Raw genomic sequence first — 22,489 nt, 5'->3', positions numbered from 1 at the left:
TAACCGACCCGTCGGCGACGAGCGCGGCCTGCAGCCCGTCCGGCTGGCCGCGTGGAGCAGCCCGAGCGGTCGGCCCCCGTTCGGGCGTGCGTCCAGGCCGCTCAGCCGAGCCGGACCTCGACCGCCACCGTTGTGGCGGCCGGGGTCGCCGGGGTGGTGCGGGCGTCCGGGAACAGACGGCCCAGCAGCCGTAGCATCGGGGTGTTGGCCGTGAGCACGTCCGCCTCGACGACGCGGTAGCCGAGGGCCTCCGCGACGGTCACCAGGTGCCGCAGCAGCGTCCGGCCGACGCCGCGGCCCTGCGCCGCGTCGACGACCTCGACGGCGACCCCGGCCCGGTCCGGCCCGGTCGCGACGAGATGACCGAGCCCCTCGGCGACCCACCCGGCGGGCCCGATCCGCTCGGCGACGAGCGTGATCCTGCGCCGGCCGTCCACAGCGGACAGTGCGGCCCGGTTCGCCGGGGTCAGACTGGTCATCGCCGTGTGGTACCGCAGATACCTGGACCGCACCGACAGGCCGTCGAAGACGTCCTGCAGCACGTCGACCTCCCCGCAGGCGAGGGGCCTGACCCGCAGGCGTCTGGCATCGGGGAGCGGAGTCACGTCGGGCATGCCCCCAGCATCGCGACCCGGACCGGTCCGGTGGATCCGTAGAACTACCGGCACCCGCCGGTAACCATGTGTCGGAAAGCCGCCCGGCCGCGATAGCATCCGCCGTGGACTCGGTGCTGGCGCGGGCCGTCGCGGCCCTGCACGTCGACGGTGACCTGCGCACCGCCCGGGCCCTCTTCGAGCAGGCATGGCAGGAGTCCCCGGGCGACCCGGAGGCCGCCCTCGGCCTCGCCGGCCTGTGGGTCCACGAGCACCGCGACGCCGCCGCTGCCGCCCTCCTCGACCACCGTCTCACCCAGGCCCTCGCGCTGGCCCGGGCCGGCGCGCCGGAGCCGCTGCGGCTGCGGCTGGAGGCGCGGGTCGCCGCGGAGGCCGGCTACCGCGACGGCGACCCGGGCGCGGTCCTCGCCGTCGCGGACGCGGCGCGGACGCTCGGCGACCCGGTCGCGCTCGCCGAGGCGCTCAGCCTCGCCCACCACTGCCTGCTCGCGCCGGGGCAGGCCGCGACCCGGCAGCGCCTCGCGCGGGAGCTGCTCGGCGTCGCCGCCGGCACGGGCCGCCGCGGTGACCTGCTCATGGGCATGCTGTGGCACACGGTCGACCTGTTCCTCGCCGGTGACCTGCTGGCCGAGCGGCGGCTGACCGCGCTCACCGACGCGCTCGGCGAGCGTGACCACCTCGCGGTCGGGTACGTCGCCGCCGCCGTCCGGGTCATGCTCACCATCCGCGCCGGCCGGCTCGACCACGCCGAGTGGCTCGCCGCGGCCTGCGCCGACCGGGGGCGGGAGGCCGGCGACGAGGACACCGAAGGCTGGCACGGCGGGCAGCTCATGGCGATCCGCTGGTTCCAGGGCAGGATCGCGGAGCTGCTGCCGATGTTCGGCGACCTCGCCCACGCCGCGACGCTCAGCGCCATCGACCGGTCGCCCCTGGCCGGGCTCGCCGTAGCCGCGGCCGCCGCCGGTGACCGGGCCCGCGCCGCCGCCGTCCTCGCCCGGCTCCGCGGCGACGGGCTCGCGGCGCTGCCCCGCGGCAGCAGCTGGCTCGTCACCCTGTACGGCGTCGTCGAGGCCGCGAACCTGCTCGGCGACGCCGGTCTCGCCGCCGAGGCGGCCGCGCTGCTCGCCCCGCACGCCCGGCTGCCGATGACCGCGAGCCTCGCGATCGCCTGCTTCGGCGCCACCGAGCACGCCCTGGGCGTCGCCGCGCTCACCACCGGCGACGCGGACGCCGCCGTCGCGCACCTCCGGGTCGCGCTGCGCGACAACCAGGCGCTCGGGCACCGCCCCGCCGCGCTGCACACGCGCCGCAGGCTCGCGGAGGCGCTGCTGCGCCGCGACCTGCCCGGCGACGCCGACGACGCCCGCGAGCAGCTGGACACCGCCGCCGCGGAGGCCGCCGACCTCGACGTCGCGCCCGCCGGCGACGAGATCCTCGGCCGTGACGCCGAACGCGCGCGGCTGCTGCAGCTCGCGTCGGAGGCCCGCGACGGGCACAGCCGCGGCGTCGTCGTGCGCGGCGCGCCCGGCATCGGCAAGACCACCCTCCTGGACGATCTCGCCGTCTCCGCGCACGGTTTCCATGTCGTACGGGCGGCCGGCGTCGAATTCGAGGCAGACCTGCCGTTCGCGGCGCTCGCGGCGCTCACCCGCCCGCTGCTCGCGCTGCTGGACCAGCTGCCAGCCCCGCAGGCCGCCGCGCTGCGAGCGGCGTTCGGGCTCGCCGACGACGCCGGGCCCACGACCGTGATGGTCGAGCGCTTCGCGGTCGGTGCCGCGACGCTGTCGCTGCTGGCCGCCGCCGCCGACGAACGCCCCCTGCTGTGCCTCGTCGACGACGCCCACTGGCTCGACCACTCGTCGGCGCAGGCGCTGCTGTTCGCGACCCGCAGGCTCCTCGCCGAGCGGGTCCTCATCGTGTACGCGACCCGGCCCGGCACCGGGTTCACCGCCCCGGGCACCGCCACCGTCGAGCTCGGCGGCCTGGACGGCGAGGCCGGTGCCGCGTTGCTGCGCCGCTGCGGGATCGGCTCCGCCGCAGTCGCCGAACGGATCCTCACCGCCACCGAAGGCAACCCCCTCGCGCTGCGCGAGCTCGCCGACGCCCTGTCCGACGACCAGCGGGCCGGCCGCAGCCCGCTGACGGAGCCGCTGCCGACGACGGACCGGATCGAGCGCGCGTTCACCGACCGGGTCGCCGCCCTCGCCGCCGGCGAGCAGGTCGCGCTGCTCGTCTGCGCGGCCGCCGGCACCGGCACCCCGGCGCTGCTCGCGCGGGCCCTCGCCGGGCTCGGCCTGCGGCCGTCGGCCCTGGACGCCGCGATCCGCGCCGGCCTGCTGGCCGAGACCGGCGACACGGTCCGCTTCCGCCACCCGCTGGTCCGCTCCGCCGTCTACCACCGGGCGCTGCCCGGCCAGCGCCGCGACGTCCACGCCGCGCTCGCCGGCGCGTGCGTCACCGCCGACGACGCCGACCGCCGCGCCTGGCACCTCTCGCTGTCCCTGGCCGGCCCCGACGACGCCGTCGCCGACGCCCTCGCCGAGACCGCGGGCCGGGCCCGCCGCCGCGGCGGCCTGGTCGCCGAGGCCACCGCGCTGGAGCGGGCCGCCGCCTTCACGGTCGACGCGGAGCCGCGCGGGGAGCGGCTCGCGAACGCCGCCCGCGCCTGGGTGAGCATCGGCGCCGTCGAGCACGCCGTCGCCCTCCTCGACGACGCGCTGCCCCTCGCCACCGGCGCCCACGGCCGCCTGGAGGTCCTGTCCGCCCGCGCCTACCTGGCCATGCTCCGCGGCGACGCCGAGGACGCCTTCGCCGCGATCGCCGCCGAGGTCGACCGCCTCGGCGCCGACCTCCCTCCAGACCTGGCGCTGCGGGCGGCGCGGACGCTGAGCCTCGCCATGAACGGGCCGAATCGCCGCCTCGACGTCGACGGGATGCTGCGGGTCTCCACCCGGGCCGCCGCCATCGCCGGCGACGTGGTGCCGCACCCGGACCTGCCGAAGATCTCGATCCGGCTGGCCCACTCCGGGGTCCTCGCCGCGCGGCCGGAAGAGGCGCTGCTCGCCCGCCGCTGCGTCGCCGCCTGCCTCCGCCACGCCGACGGCTCGGCGGCGGAGCTGGGGGAGGTGATCGGGTGGCTGGAGGACCACGGCACGGCGGCCCGGCTGTTCGACCACGACGTGGAAGGGGCCCGGCGGCTCGACGACGTGTCGCTGCTCGCGTACACGCTGCCGTTGCGGGCCAGGCTCAGGCTCCGGGCCGGGCGGGTCGCGGCCGCGTACGCCGACGCGCTCGAAGGCGTGGAGCTCGCCGAGACGATGGGCCTGCCGGTCAACATCGCCGAGGCGCTCACCGCCCTCGCCCAGGTCGAGGCCGTCGTCGGCCGGCACGACGACTGCGCCGGGCACGCGGCCGCCGCGCTCGCCCTCGCCCCCGGCCACCTGGCCGTGGAGGCCCACGCCAGGGCGGCGCTCGGCGTCGCCGCCCTCACCGCCGGCCGCCACGACGCCGCGGTCGCCGAGCTCGGCCGCGCCGACGACCTGCTGCGCGCCGGTGGGGTCGTGGAGCCCGCGTTCCTGCCGGTCGCCGCGGACCTCGCGGAGGCCCTGGTGAAGACCGGCCAGGCCCGCGCCGCGCACCTCGTCGCCGACCGGCTCGCCGCCGCGGCCGGGCTGCGGCGCCTGCCGGGCCTGACGGCGGTCGCGGCCAGGGTCTCGGCCCTCCTCGCCGACGACAGCGCCGCGTACGAGTCCGCCCTGGTCGCCTTCGACACCACCGTCCCGCCACCTGGCGCCGCGCCGGATGCCGGGCCGGGGTTCGCGGCCGACGCCGCGCCGGGGTCTGGGCCGGGGTTCGCGCCGGGCGCCTTGCCGGGGTTCGCGGTCGGCGGGCTGCTGCCGGTGGAGCTGGGGCGCACGCACCTCGCCTACGGGCAGTGGCTGCGCCGGGCGCGCCGCCGCGGGCCGGCCCGGGAGCAGCTGACCCGGGCGCTGGAGCTGTTCGCCGCGGCGGGCGCGGACGCGTTCGCCGAGCTGGCCCGCGCCGAGCTGGCCCCCTCCAGCACCCGCGCCACCGCTTCCGGGCCGGCCGCGGCCGCCGGGACCGAGCAGCTCACACCGCACGAGTGGCGGATCGCGTACGCCGCGGCGGAAGGGCGGACCAGCCGGGAGATCGCCGACCGGATCGTGCTGTCGGTCCGCACCGTCGACTACCACCTCGGCAACGTGTACCGGAAACTCGGCATCCGCTCCCGCCGCGAACTGATCCAGCTCCTCGGCGGCGCCGCCGTCAGCCCACCGCCACGGTGAGGCCGCGCCGCGCTGTTACGGTTTCGGGGTGCGGAGCGTGTGGAAGGTCGTGCTGCGGGACCTCCGCACGTTCCTGATCGGCCCCGACCCGCCGGTGCGCCCCCGCACCCGGCTCGGCAGGTCCCTGCCGACGATCGGGGTCGTCGTCGCGATCCTGTGCGGGCTCGCCAGCTACGAGTACCTGCGCGGCAACGGCCCGCACGTCGGCTCCCTGTTCCTCGCCCTCGACGCCGCCCTCATCGTCGCCCCGATCGGGCTCGTCGCGACCCGGCCGCTGCTCGCGTGGCGGGTCGCATGGCTCGTCGCCGTGTATACGTACCTGGCCGTCGACATCGACCAGGGCACCCCGTGGCCGTGGTCGCCGGTGCAGATGCTGTCCTACCCGGTGCTGCTCGCCGTCGCCGCGGTCCGGCACCGCCGCGGCGTCCTGGTCTGGGTCGGGCTGTCCGCGACGCTGCTCGTGGTCGGGACCGTCAGGTCCCAGAACATCGCCGGGCTGCTGCTCGCCGTCACCGCGATCCTCGTCATCGGCGACCAGGTCCGCCGCCGCCGGGAGGTGCAGGCCGCGCTCGCCCAGGAGGAGGAGCGCACCGAGCTCGCCCAGGCCCGCCGCGCCGTCGCCGAGGAGCGCAACCGGATCGCCCGCGAGATGCACGACGTCGTCGCCCACCACATGTCGCTCATCGCCGTGCGCGCCGAGACCGCCGTGTACCGCATCGACGGCGTCCCACCGGCGGTCGCCGAGGAGCTCGCCGCGATCGCCGGCACCTCCCGCGAGGCGCTGGTCGAGATGCGCCGCCTGCTCGGCGTGCTGCGCAGCACCGAGACGCCGCTCGTGGAGCCGCAGCCCGTCCTCGACGACCTCACCCGGCTCGTCCACGACGCCCGCGAGGCCGGCGTCGACGTCACGTTCGACCCGCTGCCGGGCGCGACGGTGCCGCCCGCGGTCGGGCTGGCCGCCTTCCGCATCGCCCAGGAGGCCCTCAGCAACGCCCGCCGCCACGCCGCCGGCGCGCCCGTCCACATCGCCCTCGCCCTCGGCCCGTCGGCACTGGACCTGTCCGTGCGGAACACCGCCGGCGACCCGTCCTCCGGCGCGCCTTCCGGCGCGGGCTCCGGCGACGCTGGTGACGCTGGTGACTCGGGCGGGGAGCGGCACGGGCTGCTCGGCATGCGGGAGCGGGCCACCGCGATCGGCGGCACGTTCGAGGCCGGCCCCGACGCCGCCGGCGGCTACACCGTCCACGCCACCCTTCCCCTGGAGGTCACGCCGTGATCCGGGTCATGATCGTCGACGACCAGGCGATGGTCCGGCAGGGGTTCGCCGCCCTGCTCGCCGCCCAGACCGACCTCGTCGTCGTCGGCGACGCCCCCGACGGCGCCCAGGCCGTCACGATGGCCCGCGAGCACGCGCCCGACGTCGTCCTCATGGACATCCGCATGCCCGTCCTCGACGGCATCGAGGCCACCCGCCGCATCCTCGCCACCGCCCCCGGGACGCACCGCCCGAAGGTGGTCATCCTCACCACGTTCGACCTCGACGACTACGTCTTCGAGGCGCTGCGCGCCGGCGCGTCCGGCTTCCTGCTGAAGGACGCCCCCGCGGCGGAGCTCGTCAACGCCGTCCGGGTCGTCGCCGCCGGCGACGGCCTGCTCGCCCCGTCCGTGACCCGGCGGCTCATCGAGCAGTTCGCGGCCCGCCCGAAGCGCACCGGCCAGGAGCCCGGCCGGCTCGCCGCCCTCACCCCCCGCGAGACGGAGGTGCTGCGGCTCGTCGCCCGCGGCCGCTCCAACGCGGAGATCGCCGAGGACCTCGTCGTCGCCGAGCAGACCGTGAAGACCCACGTCAGCCGCGTCCTCACGAAGCTCGACCTCCGCGACCGCGCCCAGGCCGTCGTCTTCGCCTACGAGACCGGCCTCGTCAGCGCCGGGGCGTAGGGTCGTCCCCGTAGTACCGGGGTACTACCCCCGGCCGCCCGGCAGATGGTCCCGCAGAGTGACGATCCGCCCGTAGCCCCGCACCTACCTTCGGCTGCATGCTTCGCAGGTTGTTCGCGCTGCCGCTGATCGCGGTGCTCTGGTCGGTGTTCGGCCCCACGCAGGCCACCGACCTGCCGCCCGTCGGCGTCCACAGCGCCCGCTTCGCGAACGGCCTCGCCGTCGAGGTCGTCGGCGACCCCTCGACCGCCGCGACGGTCGTCGTCCTGGTCCCGGGCGTGGCCACCACCGCCGCCAACTTCGACCGCGGCCTCGGCGGCGTCCAGCGCCGCGCCCCCGCCTGGCAGGCCAGGCAGCTCGCCACCCGCGCCGCCGACCTGCACCAACCTCCGTCCGCTGCTTCGCCTGCCGCTTCGACCGCCGCAGGGTCGGTGTCGCCCGGGCCTTCGTCCGTCGCGTCCGTGGGTTCGTCCGCTGCTTCGATCGCCGCTGGGTCGGGGTCGCCCGGGCGCTCGGCTGCCACTTCCGGGGCGGCGGCGTCCGTGGGGCGGCGGGGCGGGGTCGCGGTGATCGCCTGGCTCGGGTACCACCCGCCGGGCGGAGTCCGGCTCGACGCGGTCCGGGAGGACGCCGCGGCGAGCGGGGCCGACGCGCTGCTGCGGTTCCTCCGGGACGTGGACGCGCCGCGGATCGTGCTGGTCGGGCACAGCTACGGCTCCACCGTCATCGGCCTGGCGGCGGCGCGCCTCGACGCGGGGACCGGCGGCAGGGTCACCGACATCGTGGCGCTCGGCAGCCCCGGCATGGGCGTCGACCGGGCCGCCGACCTGCGCACCACCGCCCGCGTCTGGGCCGGCACCGCGCCGGGCGACTGGACCCGCCGCCTGCCCGGGCTCCGCATCCTCGGCGCCGGGCACGGCGCGCACCCGACGGACCCCGCGTTCGGGGCGACCCCGCTGCCCGTCGAAGGCGTCACCGGTCATGACGGCTACTTCGTCCCCGGCACCGCCTCCCTGGACGCCCTCGCCGCCCTCGCGAACGGAGACCTCGATGCCGCCCGCCACGCCTGACGCCCGCTCCTCGCAACGACCGCGAACGGAGACTCGGGTGCCGTCCGGCGCGCATGACGTCCCGCCCTTCCAGCGATCGCGGACCGAGAGCTGGGTGCGGCCTGATGCCCGGCTCTCACAGCGATCCCGGACGGCGAACGGGGTGCCGCCCGGCAACCATGACGCTCGGCCATCACAGCGATCGCGGGCGGAGACCTGGATGCTGCCGCTCGACACGCTCGTCAGCTGGTACCGGACGTACGCCGACGACCTCCGCGCCGCCCGCGACGCCCAGCGCGAGCTGCTCGCCCAGCGGCCGATGCGGCCGCGGCTCGACGACCTCGAGGCCGAGATCAGCTACCTGACGATCCGGGCGCTGCGCCCGCGGGCCGTGCTGGAGATCGGCTCCGCCCGGGGCTGGTCCACGACGTGGCTGCTGCGCGCGCTGGGGGACAACGGCGTGGGGGAGCTGCACACGTTCGACCTCACCGGCGACGCCGCGGCGGCCGTGCCGCGGGAGCTGGCCGCGGACCGGTGGCGGTTCACCCGCGGCGACGTGCGCGACGGGCCGCTGCCCGACGACCCGGGCTTCGTCCTCGTCGACGCCGCCCACACGGCGCGGTTCGCCCGCTGGTACACCACGACGCTCTTCGAACGGCTCCGTCCGGGTGCCGCCGTGGCCGTCCACGACGTGTTCCACGGCCGGCGCCCGTGGCCGGTCAGCGAGGGCGCCGTCGTGCTCGGCTGGCTGCGGCGGCACGGCATCGGGCACCTGACGGCGTCGCCGGCCGCCGACCCGGACACCCACGACCGGCTCGTCGGGCTCAAGCACAAGCTGCGGCTGGCCGCCCCCGTGCACGCGGCGGCGTCGGCGAACCCGATGCTCTTCGCCTACTTGTAGCCCTGTAAAGCCCGTTGCAGGCGGGGTTTCGCGTCCGCGGGCAGCCGGCCGCCGTCGGCGAGGGCTTCCCGCACCACCTGCCGGAACGTCTCGGAGAACTGCGCGTAGTGCGCCGTCACGGGCCGGCTGTGCGCGGACCGGATCGCGTCCAGCAGCGTCGGCGCGTAGCGGTACAGCTTCACGACCGCCGCGTCCCGGTACACGATCTCCCGGGTCGCGGCGAACCCGCCCCGCTCGAACAGCAGCTGCTGGCTGCGTTCGCCGGTGAGGAACTCGATGAGCGCCCGCGCCGCCGCCGGCCGCTTGCTCTGGCCGGCCACGGCGAGGTTCTGCCCGCCGAGGGCGCTCGGGCCCGGCAGGTTCGCCACCCCGAACCGGACGGCGTCCGCGGCGTCGGCGCCGGCCGGGTCCACCGGACCGAGCGCCCGGTGCGCGACGGGCCAGTTACGCATGAAGACGAGCCGCCCCGCGGCGAACGCCTGCGTCGTGGCCGACTCGTCGAACCGCACCGAGTCCGGCAGGACCACCTGCGGCGCCCTGGGGCGCAGCCCCGTCGCCAGCCGGGTCAGGCCCGTCTGCGCCTCGGGGGAGTCGATGACGACCTCGCCGTGGCCGTCGACGACCTCGCCGCCGGCGGCCCAGATCGCCTCGAGCGCGTTGACGGCGAGCCCTTCGTAGTCGCGCAGCTGCCCGGCCCACCCGGCGGCTGGAACGGTGGCTGGCCCAGTGGCGGGCGCAGTGGCGGGCCGCGCCAGGACGTCCTGGACGGTGTTGACCAGCTGCGACCAGTTCGCGGGGGCGGTCGTGACGAGGTCCGACCGGTAGTAGAGCAGCCCGGCGTCGGTGTTGAAGGGCAACCCCCAGAGCTTCCCCTTGTACCGGCAGGTGGCCAGCGGCGCGGTCAGGAACCCGGCGACGTCCTGGTCGCCCGGCAGCGCCCGGATGTAGCCGCTGGACGCGAACTCGGCGGTCCACGTGACGTCGAGGTTGAAGATGTCGACGCCGCCACCCTGACCGGCGCCGCCGCTCTGCGCGCGGGCGACCATCTCGCTGTGCTGCGCGTCGGCGTCGGCGGCGATCTCCTCGATCCTGGCCGGGTTGTCGGGGTGCAGCGCGTTCCACTGGTCGACCAGCGCCCGCCGCTGGTTGCCCTGACCGTCGTCGCGCCCGCTGAGGATCACGAGGTCGCCGCGTTCGAGGCCGCCGTCCCGGTCCAGCCTCGGCACCACGTACACACCGGCGAGCGCCGTGACGACCACCCCCGCCACGAATCCCGTGAGGACCCCCACCCACCCGAACAGGTCCCGGAACCTCCGCCGCCCACCGCCCGGCGTCGGAGGCGGCGGATCGTCCCCCGGCGGCGGAGGGGGTGGCGGGTCGTCCCCGGGCGGCGGAGATGGTGGGTCATCCCCCGGCGGCGGAGGCGGCGGGTCGGTGCTGGGCGGGGTTGTCATGGTCGGGTGTCGCCTCCCCAGAGGTCATCGCCCGTCGATGGGGGCTCGGGGTGTGGTTTGATGCCGGCCGACGGACCGTGGTCCGGCTCACGGGGACAGCATGCCAGCGGGGTACGACAATTTCCGGGCCCGCACTTGGAGATCGTCATGCGCCCGCGTCGCCTCCCCAGAGCAGCCCGAACAGCGCGACGAGCACGTCGTCGAGGGTGTCGGGACGCGCGTCGTAGCAGCCACCACCGGTGTGGGCGATCACGTCGCGCAGGGCCAGGGTGCCGCAGCTCGCCTCGCCGATCGCGACCACGAACACCCGCACGCCCTTCCCCCGCACCTGGGTGTCCACTTCGGACGGTGTGAGGGCGGTGGTGTCGTTGCCGTCGGTGAGCACCACGAGCGAGGCGATCCGTTCACCGGGGTCGGTGGCGACGTCGCGGACCCCGTCGGCGACGGTCCGCAGCAGCGGCGTGCCGCCGGCCGGTCGTACGGACGCCATCGCGGCCGCGGCGGACTGCGCCCGGCCCGCGGCGGGCCCGATCGGCAGGAGGTCCCGGAACCCGCCGCCGCGGGCGTCGGCGGGGAACACCCGCAGCCCGAACTCGTCCCGGCCGCTCATCAGGTCCAGCGCGCCCGTCACCCCGCGGGACGCCAGCTGGAAGCGGGTCGTGCCGACGCGGTCGACGGCGGTCAGCATCGACCCGGACGCGTCGAGGGCGAGCAGCACCCGCCCGGGCCGGTGCGCGGCGTCGTACAGGCGCAGAACATCGCCGATCGTCGAGGCGGACGGTGGCCGCCGGTCGAAGACCGCCCCCGCGTGCGCGCCGAACTGCTCGGTCAGCGGGTCGCCGACGGGGGACAGGCCGGGTGGCCGCAGCCCGGCCCGGATCAGCGCCCGGTGGCCGTCCTCGCCGCCGAGCCACGCGCCGAACCCCGCCGCGGCGGCCGCGGTCGTCGCCGCGACCCCGTCCCACGCGAGCCGGACGAACGGGTGGTCCTCGCTGATCGTGTCGTTCGGGTACCGCACGACCAGCGGCCGCTCCGGCCGGCCGCCGGCGGGGCACGCGAGGCCCTGGTTGTAGCGGACCACGGCCTGCTCGGTGGCGACGACGGCCACCGGAGCGCGGCCCGTGCCACCGTGGCACAGCAGGTCGGCGCCGGTGCCGAGCGGGTAGCCGCCGCGGTCGAGGGCCGCCTCGAGGCGCCGTTCGACGCCACGGGCCGTCGCCGGGGTCGCGCCGAGGCTCGTGTACAGCGCGGCGGTGCCGAGCACACCGGCGGTGGAGACCGCGGGGTCGGGCCGCACGACGTCCAGGCCCAGCCGGCCCGTCTCCGTCCACACCTGCCGCCAGCTCAGGTCGCCCTCGAGCGCCGGTGACAGGTCCGGCGGCGTGGCGAGGACGACGGGGGAGGAGCCGATGCCGCGCCGCTCCGCGACCGGCACCGTGACCCCGAAGCGGGCCGACGCGGCGACGGCGGCGGTCACGTCGAGGGCCGAGTCGGGCAGCCACACGTCGGCGCGCGGCCCGATGCGCTGCAGCGCGTCGTTGAGCCACCCGCTGGCGACCGCCGCCCGCGCCTCGGTGGGGCCCGCGCCGTAGACGTACAGGTCCGCGGTCGGGCAGCCGTGGTGGTGCTCGGCGGTGGCGGTCTCGTAGGCGTCGGCGAGGCGCAGCGCCGCCCCCAGCTGCTCGACGGACGTCATGACCCGCACCGCCGCGGGCTGCGGGCACCCGTAGAGGCGGCGGTGCAGCGCCTCGTACAGGACGGGGATGACGAGCCCGGCGGCCACCGCGAGCACGCAGGCGACGACGCCGGCGACCACGGTCCGCAGCCTGGTGCGGGTCCGCAGGAACGTCCACCCGAACCCGAACCACGTCAGCAGCCGCTCGAACAGCCCGGTGGCGAGGATGCTCGCGGCGCCGCCGATGAACGCCCCGGCGATCAGCATCACCCAGCGCCCGGTCGACTCGGGCGTGCCGGTCGACAGCTGCTGCAGCGAGATCCCGAGCCCGCCGGAGATGACCACGAGCACGGACACCAGCGGACGTGCCGCACGACGGTCGTCGTCCCCGTTGTCGGTCATGCGAGCGGCGCACCTCCCCGGAGGTCGACGCCAGTCTATCGCCTGAGCGCCACTTCAGCCGGTCAGACCGTGTTGGAACGCGTACCGCACCGCCTGCGCCCGGTCCCGCACCCCGGTCTTGGCGAACAGCCGGTTCACGTGCGACTTGACGGTCACCTCGGTCACGAACAGCCGCTTCGCGATCTCCCGGTTCGACAACCCGGCCGCGATCAGGCCGAGGACCTCCGCCTCGCGTGCCGTCAGCCCGTCCGGCAGCGGTTGCGGCGTCTGTACGACTGGCGCCGGCGCCTCCCCCGTCGCCGCGGGTCCGGCCGCGGGTCCTGTCGCGGCGGCGACGAGCTTCGCATGGACGACCGGGTCCAGGAACGACTGCCCGGCCGCCGCGGCCCGCACCGCCTGCGCGATCTGCGCCCGGCCGGCGTCCTTGGTCAGGTAGCCCAGCGCGCCGGCCCGCATCGCGCCGAGGATGTCGGCGTCGTCGGCGTACGTCGTCAGCACCACCACCCGCGTCCGCGGGTGCGCGGCCCGGATCCTGGCGGTCGCGGTGACCCCGTCGCAGCCCGGCATCCGCAGGTCCATCAGCACCACGTCGGGATCGTGCGCGGCGACCAGCTCGACGGCCCCGTCGCCGTCGCCGCTCGTGCCGACGACCTCGACGTCATCGAGCAGGCCGAGGAGCACCTCGAGGCCTTCCCGGACCACCGTCTGGTCGTCGGCCACCACCACCCTGATCATCCGGGGATCCTCGCATCGACGAGCCACCCGCCGCCGTCCGGCGCGGCGGTGACGGTGCCGCCGGCGAGCCCGATCCGCTCCCGGATCCCGGCGAGCCCGTGCCCGCCCTCCGGCGGTTTCCGTCCCGCGGTCGCGTGGCCGTCGTTGCGGACCGTGAGCCGCACCCCGTCCGGCTGGTAGTCGACGTGGACGGTGACGGCGCTGCCCGGCGCGTGCTTGCGCACGTTGGTCAGGGCCTCCTGCGCGGTGCGGAACAGCGCCAGGCCCGGCTCGGCGGCGAGGGGCCGCGGGGTGCCCGTCACGGTCACGTCCGCGGGTGCGTTCAGGTCGGCGCGGTACCCGTCGGCGAGCGCACCGACGAGCTCGCCGAGCGGCACCGGGTCCCCGCGCAGCGCCCCGACGGCCCGGCGCGTCTCGGTGAGTCCGTCGCGGGCGAGCCGGCCGGCCCGCTCGACGAGCACGGCCGCGTCCGCCGTCCGGTCCTTCTCCAGCAGCGCCGCCGCCGTCTCCAGCTGCACCGACAGCGCCGACAGCGAGTGCGCGAGCACGTCGTGGATCTCCCGGGCCACCCTGGCGCGCTCGTCGAGGGCCGCGACCCGCTCCGCCTGGCGGGCCTGCTCCTCCCGCTGCCGCCGGACCACGCCGAGCAGCAGCACCAGCAGCAGCGACCCGGCCCAGACGAGCATCTCCCGCCAGCCCTCGCCCTGCGCCCACAGAATGAGTGTCAGCGCGCCGGCCGCGACGGCGGTGCCCGCCGCCACCTCCCTGAGCGGCAGCACCGCCACGGCGACGGTGCCGGCGGCGATGAGGTACAGCGGCGCGAACCCCCGCGTGTCCAGCGCCGCCACCGCCAGCCCGGCCGCCGCGCACACCCCGACGCCGGCCGCCTGCCGGGTGCCGGTCAGGAACGTCATCGCGATCCACCCGGCGGCGGCGGCCGCGCCGAACCCGAGGACGGCGATCCCCCGGCCGGTGAGGTCCGGCCGGGGGTTGGTGTGCACCAGGGCGGCGCTCATGAAGACGAGGAACGCCATGCTGCGCGCCTGACGCCAGCGGGCGACCGCGGTGTCGGTGACCGTGAACACCGTGCCAGTCTCCACCGCTGTGGCGCTCACCGGTGGATCAGGTCGCGGCTGCTGCTGCGGTACCAGTCGCCGAACGGGACTCCGGTGGCGAGGCCGCGGCGGCCGATGACGGCCGCCTCACCGAGGAGGCTCAGGCCGAACATGAGCGGCAGCGCGGCGACGACGACGGCCGTGTCCGCGCCGAGCGCCGTCCCGGCCGCGCTCTCGGCGAAGCGGACCCCGACGACCACGAGCCAGACGACGACCGTCCACGCCGTGTAGCGGTACCAGAGCCGCCCCTGCCTGACGAAGACCCTGACCGTCAGGCCCCGCAGGATCCCGCCCGCGACGGCGAGCAGCGCGCCCGCCCCCAGGACGGCGCCGTCGAGGACCGGGTGCTGTCCGGACGTGTGTGCGACCTGGTAGCCGCCCACGGCGATCAGCAGCACCGGCGGCACCACGAGGTGGCGCACTTCGAAGGGTTCGCCCGTGAAGCGGCGGATCAGGACGTACACGATGGCGGCGGCGACCAGCAGGATCGTGGTGAGATTCATGTCGATGACGCTAGGTTCCGGGCCGGGTGGAGCGCCGCCATCCACGGGTGGAGCCCGGGTGGAGATCCGCCCACAGGAAAAGCCCGGGCCGGCGCGCGACCCGGGCTTCCTCCCTGGATGTTGCTGCTTGCGTCGTGCTGCGGTACTTAGTTGCTGAGGGTCACCGCGAGGTCGTCGAGGACGAACGACGTCTGCAGGGACGAGTCCTCAGAACCGCTGAACTTGATCACCACGGTCTGGCCGGCGAGCGCGTTCAGGCTGTACGTGCGCAGGACGTATCCGGACGCCTTGTTCAGGTTCGACAGGGTGCCCAGGGTGGTCGAGCCGGCCGTGATGGTCAGCTTGTCGTACGCGACGGTCGTGGTCGTCTCAGCCGAGTCGATGTGGATGTAGGCCGTCAGCGTGGCCTTGCACCCGGCTGGGATGGTCACCGACTGCTGGATCGCCTCGGTGTGGGTCGTGCCGTACCCGTCGAGCCAGGAGCTGTAGGTGCCGCCGTGCGCGGCCTGGCCCTGGCTGGCCCACTGGCCGATGGAGCCGGTGGTGCCGCTCCACGACGCGGTGCCCGACTCGAAGCCCGGGTTGAGCAGCTTCTGGCCGGAGCAGTTGCCGGTCGGCGGGTTGGAGGTCGGCGGGTTCGACGTGGTGGGCGGCGGGGTGGTGCCGCCGGTGCAGGTCGGGTCACCGGACTGCGCCGGGACGTTGACGGCCGTCCACGCGTTCTTGACCGCGTTGAACTCGGTGCAGCTGCCCGGGTACAGGTTCTTGGCCGCGGTCAGCGTCCAGGTGCGGTACTTCAGGTACGACGACGACGAGGTCTTCATCAGCATCGCGTTGTAGAAGATCTTCGTGGCCTTCTGGATGCCGATGCCGACGAGGCCGGTCGAGCCGTTGCACGTGGTGCTGGTCGGCTGCCCGTTGGTCGGGTTGGTGCCCTCGGCGAGCAGGTAGAACCAGTGGTTGCCGGGGCCGGCGGCCGCGTGGACCTCCTGCGACGGCGTGCTGCTGGAGTAGCAGTTGTCGTCACCGGCGAGCGACGGGTTGTACATGTAGCGGATCGGGCCGCTGCCGACCAGGTTGACCTCCTCGCCGACCTGGTAGTCGGCCGGGTCGTTCGGGTTGGCGGCGAACGCCTCGGTGGCCGCGCCGAACACGTCACCGACGAACTCCTGGGTGCCGTTGTTCGAGATGCCGCCCGGGGTCGTGTCGTCGATGCCGTGGCCGACCTCGTGGCCGACGACGTCCAGCGAGCTGATCCACTTGCCGGCGGTGTTCTTGCCGATCTGGATCTGCGTGCCGTCGTAGTACGCGTTCTGGTCGTTCAGGCCGACGCGGATCGGCCAGCCGCCGCCGCTGCCGTTGAAGCCGTTGCGGCCCAGCCACGACGACAACATCCCGAGTTCCTTCTGCGCCGCGTACAGGGCGTCGACGCAACCGGTCTCCCGGTTGGTGCCGTCGCCGTTGCCCCAGACGTCGTCGGTGCCCGTGAAGGTCGCGTTGCCGGTGGCGTTCTGGCAGGCGATGGTCGGGTAGCTCGGGTCCTTCATGCTGTACGTGCTGCCGGACAGCGACGTGTTGATGGTGACGTTGCCGACGATCCAGCCCGTGCCCGTGCCGTGCATGACCCGCTCACGCTTGCTGAGCACGGCGCCCGTGGTGGCGTCGACGTTCACGGTGAGACGGCTCGCGCCCTCCGCACCGGTGCCGTTGAGCGTCGTCTCGTACGCCAGCTTCGCCGCGCCGTCCAGCGTGTAGACGACGAGCTTGGTGCTCTCGACGGCGTTCACCGACGTGAGCAGCTTGCGCGCGGCCGCCTCGGCGTCCGCCGAGCTGATCTTCGCCGTCGTCGACAGGGTGCCGATCGACTGCGTCTGAGCGACCGACGTGAACCTGGTCGCGCCCGCCGCGTCCGTGACGACCACGAAGTCACCACCGACGACCGGCAGACCCTTGTACGTCCGCTCATACGCGATGTACTTCGCGCTGCCGGACGCGGTCACCGACTTCTGCACGTAAGCGTCGTCGCTGCTGGGCTGCAGCACGCTCGGACGGCTGGACACGAACGTCTCGGCCGACTTGGCCGCGACGGCGTTGGCTGCCTCGACGCCTGTGGGCGCCGACGGCAACGCGGGCGAGGCTTGCACGGCTGCGGCGGTGCCGGCTGTTACCAGCCCGACCGCGAGCACTCCGGCCGCTGTAGCGAACCGTGGGGACAGCTTCAAGGGTGCCTTCTTTCCGGGGCGGCGCACTGTGCCGGGGGTGCAACGTCGGGTGTGCGCCGGAACCAATCGAGACACGCAAGCGTCGAATCACAGGAGCAACGGCCGGCGTGCGCGCGCCGATCGGCCAACCGCGAGCTTCATCGACTCTTGGCGATTTCAGGACGATCACACAGCCGGAATCGCCGGGACAAGACTTGATGCCCTCTGCCCACCCTTGCCGCCACCCTGTACTTCAACCCCACCGCCGCCCTGAAACACCGCCGAAACGGTTTAACTGAATTCACGCCTCCGTCGTTGAATAACTGCAGGTCATTAACTTTTAACTCATCGATGACCTTTACCGGTCTTGCCCGCTGAGCCCCGCCCCGTAAGGTGAACGACGATGACGCCGCCAGCCGCCCCCTCCTCTTCGGACTCCCCGACGCCGCGGCCCACCCCCGGCGCACTCCCGTCCCCCGCGGCCGCGGCTTCACTGGATCCGGGCGCTGCTGCGCCGGATTCGGCCGCCACTCCGGCGGGCCCGGCCGCTGCGCGGGTGGCTCAGTCCGACGACGCCCCGGCGGTCCCGACGCCCTTGGATGCGGTGACCGACTTGGTCAAGTCCGCGGGCATCACCGCCCGCCGCCTCCGCGAGGCCCTCGTTCACCTGGCGACGACGCCGGCCACCCTCGACGACCTGATCCGTGAGCACGCCCTGCCCCGCCGCACCGCCGAACAACTCCTCCGCGCCGCCGGCCCCGACCTCCACACCTCCCGCAACGGCACCCTCCGCTTACCCGCCACCTACCGCACCCACTTCACCGCCCAATCTCACCCCAAGCAACCATATTCACCACTATCTGCGGATAAGCCGGTCGATCCGGCTGAATCACTCAAACCGGCCGATTCTGGTCTGCCGGTCATCTCGTCCGGCCTGTCGGGCATCTCGGACGAAGACCTGATCGCCGACATGGCCCGCCTCGTCGCCGAGGTCCCCACCGACCGCGCCCTCGACCACGTGTCCGCAACGGCCGAAACCGCGGCAAAACGGGCGCGCTGGCTGGACGAGACGTACGACCTGGCCGGCGCCCACCTCGTCTGCATCGGCGATCATGACCTGACCTCGCTCGCGGTCCTCGCGGTCAGGTCCGACGTGCGGGTCACGGTGGTCGACGTCGACGAGCGGCTGCTGGAGTTCATCGCGGGACGGGCGGCCGAGCGGGGACGCGCCGTCGAGTGCTGGCACGCGGACCTGCGGTTCGGGCTGCCCCCGGTCGTCGCCGAGTCCGCGGATCTCGTCTTCACCGACCCGCCGTACACGCCGGAGGGTGTGCAGCTGTTCCTCGGGCGGGGCGCGCAGGCGCTGCGGGACCGGGCCAACGGGCGGCTGGTCATGGCCTACGGCTTCAGCCCGCTCACGCCGGCGCTCGGGGTGAAGGTGCAGCGGGCGGTGCTCGACCTCGACCTCGCCGTCGAAGCGATCCTGCCGGCGTTCAACCGGTACCACGGCGCGCAGGCCGTCGGGTCCGCGAGTGACCTCTACGTGTGCAGGCCGACCGCGCGGACCTGGCAGGTGCTGGAGAAGCGGCTGAGCGGGGCGGCCGTCAACATGTACACCCACGGCGAGCACTCGCTGGAGGGCGAGGCGGTCGGGCGCGGGCCTGCGGAGCTGCTGGCGGGGCCGGTGCATTCGGTGCCGGACCAGGTCGACCTCACAGGCGATCCAGGTCCATGGCTCCTGCGGGTGCTGCTGGCGCTCAATGCTTCTACCCTGAGCTTACAGGTCCCCAACAAATCACCCGACCTCATCGATGCGAAGAGTCAGGCCTCGCTACGCGCAGTCGTCGCCGCCAAGTACACGCTGCGATACCGCCGTAGCACGCCGTCTCCGCGGCTCGCGATCGTCGAGGCGGCAGCGGTGCGTGACGGGTCGCGCACGGCGGTGGGATGGTTGCTGGGTCACGCGCACGGAAAGCTGGGCAATGTGCTTCGGGAAGGGCTCGTCCGGGAGCACGGCCTGACGAAGAACGAAGCCAGGGCGAAGGTCGCCGAGCTCGTCCCGCAGGCGTGGCTCGAGGCCCGGCTGCTCGACCTGCCCCGCTACGCGATCGCGGCCCTCGTCCAAGCCCTCACCCCCGAATCGCCGGACCACCCCGAGCCTACGGCGCGACCCGGCCGGCCCTGACCGGCACGACCCGGGACCTGTCAGTCGGGCAGTAGACCGTCGGCCGTCGCGGCCCAGAGCTGGACCAGGTCGGAGCCGGGGGAGCGCAGCCACTGCAGCTGCACCCCGTCCATGAGCGCGATGATCCGCCGCGCCGTCGTCTCCGGAGGGACGGTGGTGCCGGCGGTCTTCGCCAGGGCCGTGATCTCGTTCAGGATGCGCTGCTGCCGCGCGACGAAGTAGTCGTGCGCGGGGTGATCGGGGGTGAGCGACTCCGCCTGCAGCACCGCGAACAGCCGCACGATCTCCGGCTGCGAAGCGTTGCGCCGCACCACGGCCGCGCACACCTCCCGCAACGTCGCCCCCGGCGCACCGATGAGACCGGCAGCGCACGTGGAATCCGCGGCGCCGGCGAAATCCGCCGTGTCGGCGGAACCCAAATCCCTGGTGGGATCCGTAGCGCCGGCGGAGCCTGAAGAAGGGCCGGCGAGCAGGGAGTCCAGGGCTCGGGCGTCCTCGGCGTCGCGGTGTTCGAGGATCGCGATGAGCAGGCCGTCCTTAGATCCGACGTGGTGCAGCAGGCCCGGCACGGTCAGGCCGCAGGCGGTCGCGACGTCCTGCATCGACAGACCCCAGAAGCCGCGCTCCGCCACGAGTCGCGTGGCGGCGGTGATGATCTGCCGGCGTCGTTCGGCCGCGGGCAGGCGGGTCCTGTCGTGCCGTGCCATCCCAGTCGTTCCCTCTTGTCGCATCGAGGCCCGTAGCGCTACCTTACCGGGTACCTATTACTTTACAAGTACTCAGTAGCGCGAGACCTGGGAGACGAGACGCCATGGACCTCGAGGAGAAGGCCGCCGTCACCAGCGGCAGCAGCTTCTGGCGCAGCACCGCCGTCACCGGCGTGCCCGACATCATGCTGACCGACGGTCCGCACGGGGTCCGCAAGGCCGCGCCGGGAGGCGGCATCCTCGACAGCGAGCCGGCCACGTGCTTCCCGCCCGCCGTCGCGCTCGGCTCGACCTGGGACCCGCAGCTGGCCAGAAGGGTCGGCGAGGCCCTCGGCGACGAGGCGCGCGCGATGGACGTCCAGGTCCTGCTCGGCCCGGGCATCAACCTGAAGCGCAGCCCGCTCGGCGGCCGCAACTTCGAGTACTTCGCCGAGGACCCGCTGCTCACCGGCGTCCTCGCCACCGAGTGGGTCAAGGGCCTGCAGAGCCGCGGCGTCGGTGCCTCGCTGAAGCACTTCGCGGTCAACAGCCAGGAGACCGACCGGATGCGGGTCTCCGCCGACGTCGACGAGCGCACGCTGCGCGAGATCTACCTGCGCGCGTTCCAGCGCGTCGTCACGCAGGCCAAGCCGTGGACCGTCATGTGCGCGTACAACCGCATCAACGGTGTCCTCGCCTCCCAGCACCACTGGCTGCTCACCGAGGTGCTGCGCGGCGAGTGGGGCTACGAAGGGCTCGTCGTGTCCGACTGGGGCGCCGTCGCCGACCGGGTCGAGGCGGTCCGCGCCGGGCTCGACCTCACCATGCCCGGCCCCGACCCCGACGGCGACCGCCGGCTCGTCGAGGCGGTCCGCAGCGGACACCTGCCGGAGTCGACGCTGGACACCGCCGTGTCGCGGGTTTCCTCGTTGGTACGGGCAGCGCTCGCCTCCCGTACCGACGCGACCTACGACAAGGACGAGCACCATGCGCTCGCCCGTGAGGTGGCGGGGCGGGGCATCGTCCTGCTCAAGAACGACGGCGGCGTGCTGCCGCTCGGCCGGCACGACGGCACGATCGCGGTGCTGGGCGAGTTCGCGCGGACGCCCCGCTTCCAGGGCGGCGGCAGCTCGCAGATCAACCCGACCCGGCTCGACAACGCCCTCGACGAGATCACCGCCCTGGCCGAGGGCCCCGTCACGTTCGCGTCCGGCTACGACGACGTCGACGCCGCGGTCGCCCTGGCCCGGGACGCGGCCGTCGCGGTCGTCTTCGCCGGCACCGACCGCGAGACCGAAGGCGCCGACCGCGAGTCGATCGACCTGCCGGCCGCACACGTCGAGCTCATCGAACGGGTCGCCGCCGCCAACCCGCGCACCGTCGTCGTGCTCTCCAACGGCGCCGTCCTGCGCACCGGCCCGTGGGACGCGGCGGTGCCCGCGATCGTCGAGGGCTGGCTGCTCGGCCAGGCCGGCGGCGGCGCGATCGCCGACGTGCTGTTCGGCCGGGTCAACCCGTCGGGCCGGCTCACCGAGACGATCCCGCTGCACCTCGCCGACCACCCGTCCTACCTGGACTTCCCCGGTGAGGCCGGGCACGTCCGCTACGGCGAGGGCGTCCACATCGGGTACCGCGGCTTCGACGCCCGGGGCCAGCAGGTCGCGTACCCGTTCGGCCACGGCCTGTCCTACACCACGTTCGAGTACGGCCCGGCGACCGTCACCGCCACCGACGGCGGGCTGAGCGTGCGGCTCAGCGTCACGAACACCGGCGACCGCGACGGCCGCGAGGTCGTGCAGGCGTACGTCTCCCTCGCCGGCTCGCGGGTCCGCCGCGCCCCGAGGGAGCTCAAGGCGTTCGCGAGCGTGGCGATCGCCGCCGGCGAGACCGTCGAGGTGGAGCTGCCGATCGCCCGCGACGACCTCGCCTACTGGGACACCCGGCTGTCCCGCTGGGTGGTCGAGGGCGGCACGTACCAGGTGGAGATCGGTGCCTCGTCGCGCGACCTGCGCGTCTCCGCAACGGCCACCGTCACCGGCGACGACGCCCGGGTGCCGCTGACCGGCGAGTCGACGATCGCGGAGTGGCTCAGCGACCCGCGTGGCGCCCAGGCGCTCGGCGAGGTGTTCGCGGCCCTGGCCGGCAGCGGCGAGGCGGGGGTGATGGCGCACACCGCCGCCGACCCGGAGATGCTGACGCTGATGGGGAGCCTGCCGCTGGCGCGCCTGTCCGTGTTCGCCGGCGAAGCGTTCAGCCCCGCGGCCATCGAGAAGCTGTCCGCGGCGGTCAACTGAACCGTTTGACGAACCCCCGCTGCCACGGCGTCTCGACGGCGTGACGGGAGTAGTGCCGGCGGACGTACGCGACAGCCTCGCCCGCCGGCACGCCGTCCAGCACCGCCAGGCACGCGAGGGCGGTCCCGGTCCTGCCGCGACCGCCCCCGCAGCCGAACTCGACCCGGCCCGTTCGCGCCTCCAGCAGCGCCGCGTCGAGGGCGGACTGCAGCTCGTCCCGGTCCTTCGGCAGACCGAAGTCGGGCCAGCGCACCCAGCGGGCCGGCCAGCTCGTCGGTGCCGGCTCGCGCCCGAGCGCGTACACGCCGAGCGTCGGCACGGGCCCGTCGGGGATCGGCTTGGACAGCGGCCGCCCCCGGACGGTCAACCCCGACGGCAGCCGCAGCAACCCCGGCGTGTCCGCCGGCCACAACTCGCCCACGTCCCCCCT

At 74.7% G+C, this 22,489-nt stretch carries 16 protein-coding genes; 7 read left to right on the top strand and 9 right to left on the bottom strand.

Translation table 11 applies throughout. From position 1 onward, the window contains the following. Positions 1-101 precede the first annotated feature (101 nt). A complete protein-coding gene (locus ACQEVZ_RS57660) occupies positions 102-614 on the bottom strand; it encodes an N-acetyltransferase family protein (protein ID WP_433385009.1) in 513 nt (170 codons plus the stop codon). Between the two features lie 104 nt (positions 615-718). On the opposite strand from ACQEVZ_RS57660, the gene ACQEVZ_RS57655 reads away from it, so the two are divergent. From ACQEVZ_RS57655 to ACQEVZ_RS57635, 5 genes are all read left to right on the top strand, one after another. Next, a complete protein-coding gene (locus tag ACQEVZ_RS57655; protein WP_433385006.1) occupies positions 719-4,921 on the top strand; it encodes a helix-turn-helix transcriptional regulator in 4,203 nt (1,400 codons plus the stop codon). A 28-nt stretch (positions 4,922-4,949) separates the two neighbouring features. Beyond that, positions 4,950-6,197 (top strand): sensor histidine kinase, encoded by a 1,248-nt coding sequence (locus ACQEVZ_RS57650; RefSeq protein ID WP_433385003.1) that lies wholly within the window; start codon positions 4,950-4,952, stop codon positions 6,195-6,197. Then, complete coding sequence (locus ACQEVZ_RS57645) at positions 6,194-6,859, top strand: response regulator transcription factor (protein WP_344504656.1); 666 nt, start codon at positions 6,194-6,196, stop codon at positions 6,857-6,859. The genes ACQEVZ_RS57650 and ACQEVZ_RS57645 overlap by 4 nt, the downstream gene beginning before the upstream one ends. Before the next feature lie 98 nt (positions 6,860-6,957). Then, positions 6,958-7,929 carry an alpha/beta hydrolase gene (locus ACQEVZ_RS57640; RefSeq protein ID WP_433384999.1) on the top strand — a complete coding sequence of 324 codons (972 nt, stop codon included), beginning with the start codon at positions 6,958-6,960 and terminating at the stop codon, positions 7,927-7,929. Between the two features lie 199 nt (positions 7,930-8,128). Further along, on the top strand, positions 8,129-8,809 hold the full coding sequence (locus ACQEVZ_RS57635) for a class I SAM-dependent methyltransferase (protein ID WP_354890955.1): 681 nt from the start codon (positions 8,129-8,131) through the stop codon (positions 8,807-8,809). Here the strand turns inward: ACQEVZ_RS57635 and ACQEVZ_RS57630 are convergent. The 6 genes from ACQEVZ_RS57630 to ACQEVZ_RS57605 form a co-directional block, all read right to left on the bottom strand. Then, a complete protein-coding gene (locus tag ACQEVZ_RS57630; protein ID WP_433384996.1) occupies positions 8,800-10,098 on the bottom strand; it encodes an extracellular solute-binding protein in 1,299 nt (432 codons plus the stop codon). The two genes, ACQEVZ_RS57635 and ACQEVZ_RS57630, sit on opposite strands and share 10 nt — an antisense overlap. Before the next feature lie 310 nt (positions 10,099-10,408). Continuing rightward, the gene (locus ACQEVZ_RS57625) at positions 10,409-12,340 is read right to left on the bottom strand and encodes a vWA domain-containing protein (RefSeq protein ID WP_433384993.1); all 1,932 of its coding nucleotides are present in this window, start codon (positions 12,338-12,340) and stop codon (positions 10,409-10,411) included. Positions 12,341-12,394: 54 nt separating this feature from the next. Then, the gene (locus tag ACQEVZ_RS57620; RefSeq protein ID WP_433384990.1) at positions 12,395-13,075 is read right to left on the bottom strand and encodes a response regulator transcription factor; all 681 of its coding nucleotides are present in this window, start codon (positions 13,073-13,075) and stop codon (positions 12,395-12,397) included. Continuing rightward, the gene (locus ACQEVZ_RS57615; RefSeq protein ID WP_433384987.1) at positions 13,072-14,190 is read right to left on the bottom strand and encodes a sensor histidine kinase; all 1,119 of its coding nucleotides are present in this window, start codon (positions 14,188-14,190) and stop codon (positions 13,072-13,074) included. Before ACQEVZ_RS57615 ends, ACQEVZ_RS57620 begins: the two co-directional genes overlap by 4 nt. Next, positions 14,187-14,693: a hypothetical protein gene (locus ACQEVZ_RS57610; RefSeq protein ID WP_433384984.1), complete on the bottom strand. Its 507-nt coding sequence runs from the start codon at positions 14,691-14,693 to the stop codon at positions 14,187-14,189. Before ACQEVZ_RS57610 ends, ACQEVZ_RS57615 begins: the two co-directional genes overlap by 4 nt. 146 nt (positions 14,694-14,839) lie before the next feature. Next, positions 14,840-16,915: a M4 family metallopeptidase gene (locus ACQEVZ_RS57605; protein WP_433384981.1), complete on the bottom strand. Its 2,076-nt coding sequence runs from the start codon at positions 16,913-16,915 to the stop codon at positions 14,840-14,842. Positions 16,916-17,498: 583 nt separating this feature from the next. On the opposite strand from ACQEVZ_RS57605, the gene ACQEVZ_RS57600 reads away from it, so the two are divergent. Next, a complete protein-coding gene (locus tag ACQEVZ_RS57600; RefSeq protein ID WP_433384978.1) occupies positions 17,499-19,079 on the top strand; it encodes a bis-aminopropyl spermidine synthase family protein in 1,581 nt (526 codons plus the stop codon). Between the two features lie 20 nt (positions 19,080-19,099). Here the strand turns inward: ACQEVZ_RS57600 and ACQEVZ_RS57595 are convergent, their stop codons facing one another. Beyond that, positions 19,100-19,786, bottom strand: a complete 687-nt coding sequence (locus ACQEVZ_RS57595; RefSeq protein WP_433384975.1) for a TetR/AcrR family transcriptional regulator — start codon at positions 19,784-19,786, stop codon at positions 19,100-19,102. A 104-nt stretch (positions 19,787-19,890) separates the two neighbouring features. Here ACQEVZ_RS57595 and ACQEVZ_RS57590 point away from each other — a divergent pair, with 104 nt between their 5' ends. Further along, positions 19,891-22,059, top strand: a complete 2,169-nt coding sequence (locus ACQEVZ_RS57590) for a glycoside hydrolase family 3 C-terminal domain-containing protein (RefSeq protein ID WP_433384972.1) — start codon at positions 19,891-19,893, stop codon at positions 22,057-22,059. Here the strand turns inward: ACQEVZ_RS57590 and ACQEVZ_RS57585 are convergent. Beyond that, a complete protein-coding gene (locus ACQEVZ_RS57585) occupies positions 22,052-22,480 on the bottom strand; it encodes a protein phosphatase (RefSeq protein ID WP_433384969.1) in 429 nt (142 codons plus the stop codon). The genes ACQEVZ_RS57590 and ACQEVZ_RS57585 overlap by 8 nt on opposite strands. Between the last annotated feature and the right edge of the window lie 9 nt (positions 22,481-22,489).

The organism is Dactylosporangium sp. CA-152071 (genome assembly GCF_050936335.1).
In the GTDB taxonomy this organism is placed as follows: Bacteria; Actinomycetota; Actinomycetes; order Mycobacteriales; family Micromonosporaceae; genus Dactylosporangium; species Dactylosporangium maewongense.
The sequence above is the reverse complement of the archived record's forward strand: the minus strand, read 5'-3'. Positions and strand labels throughout refer to the sequence as shown.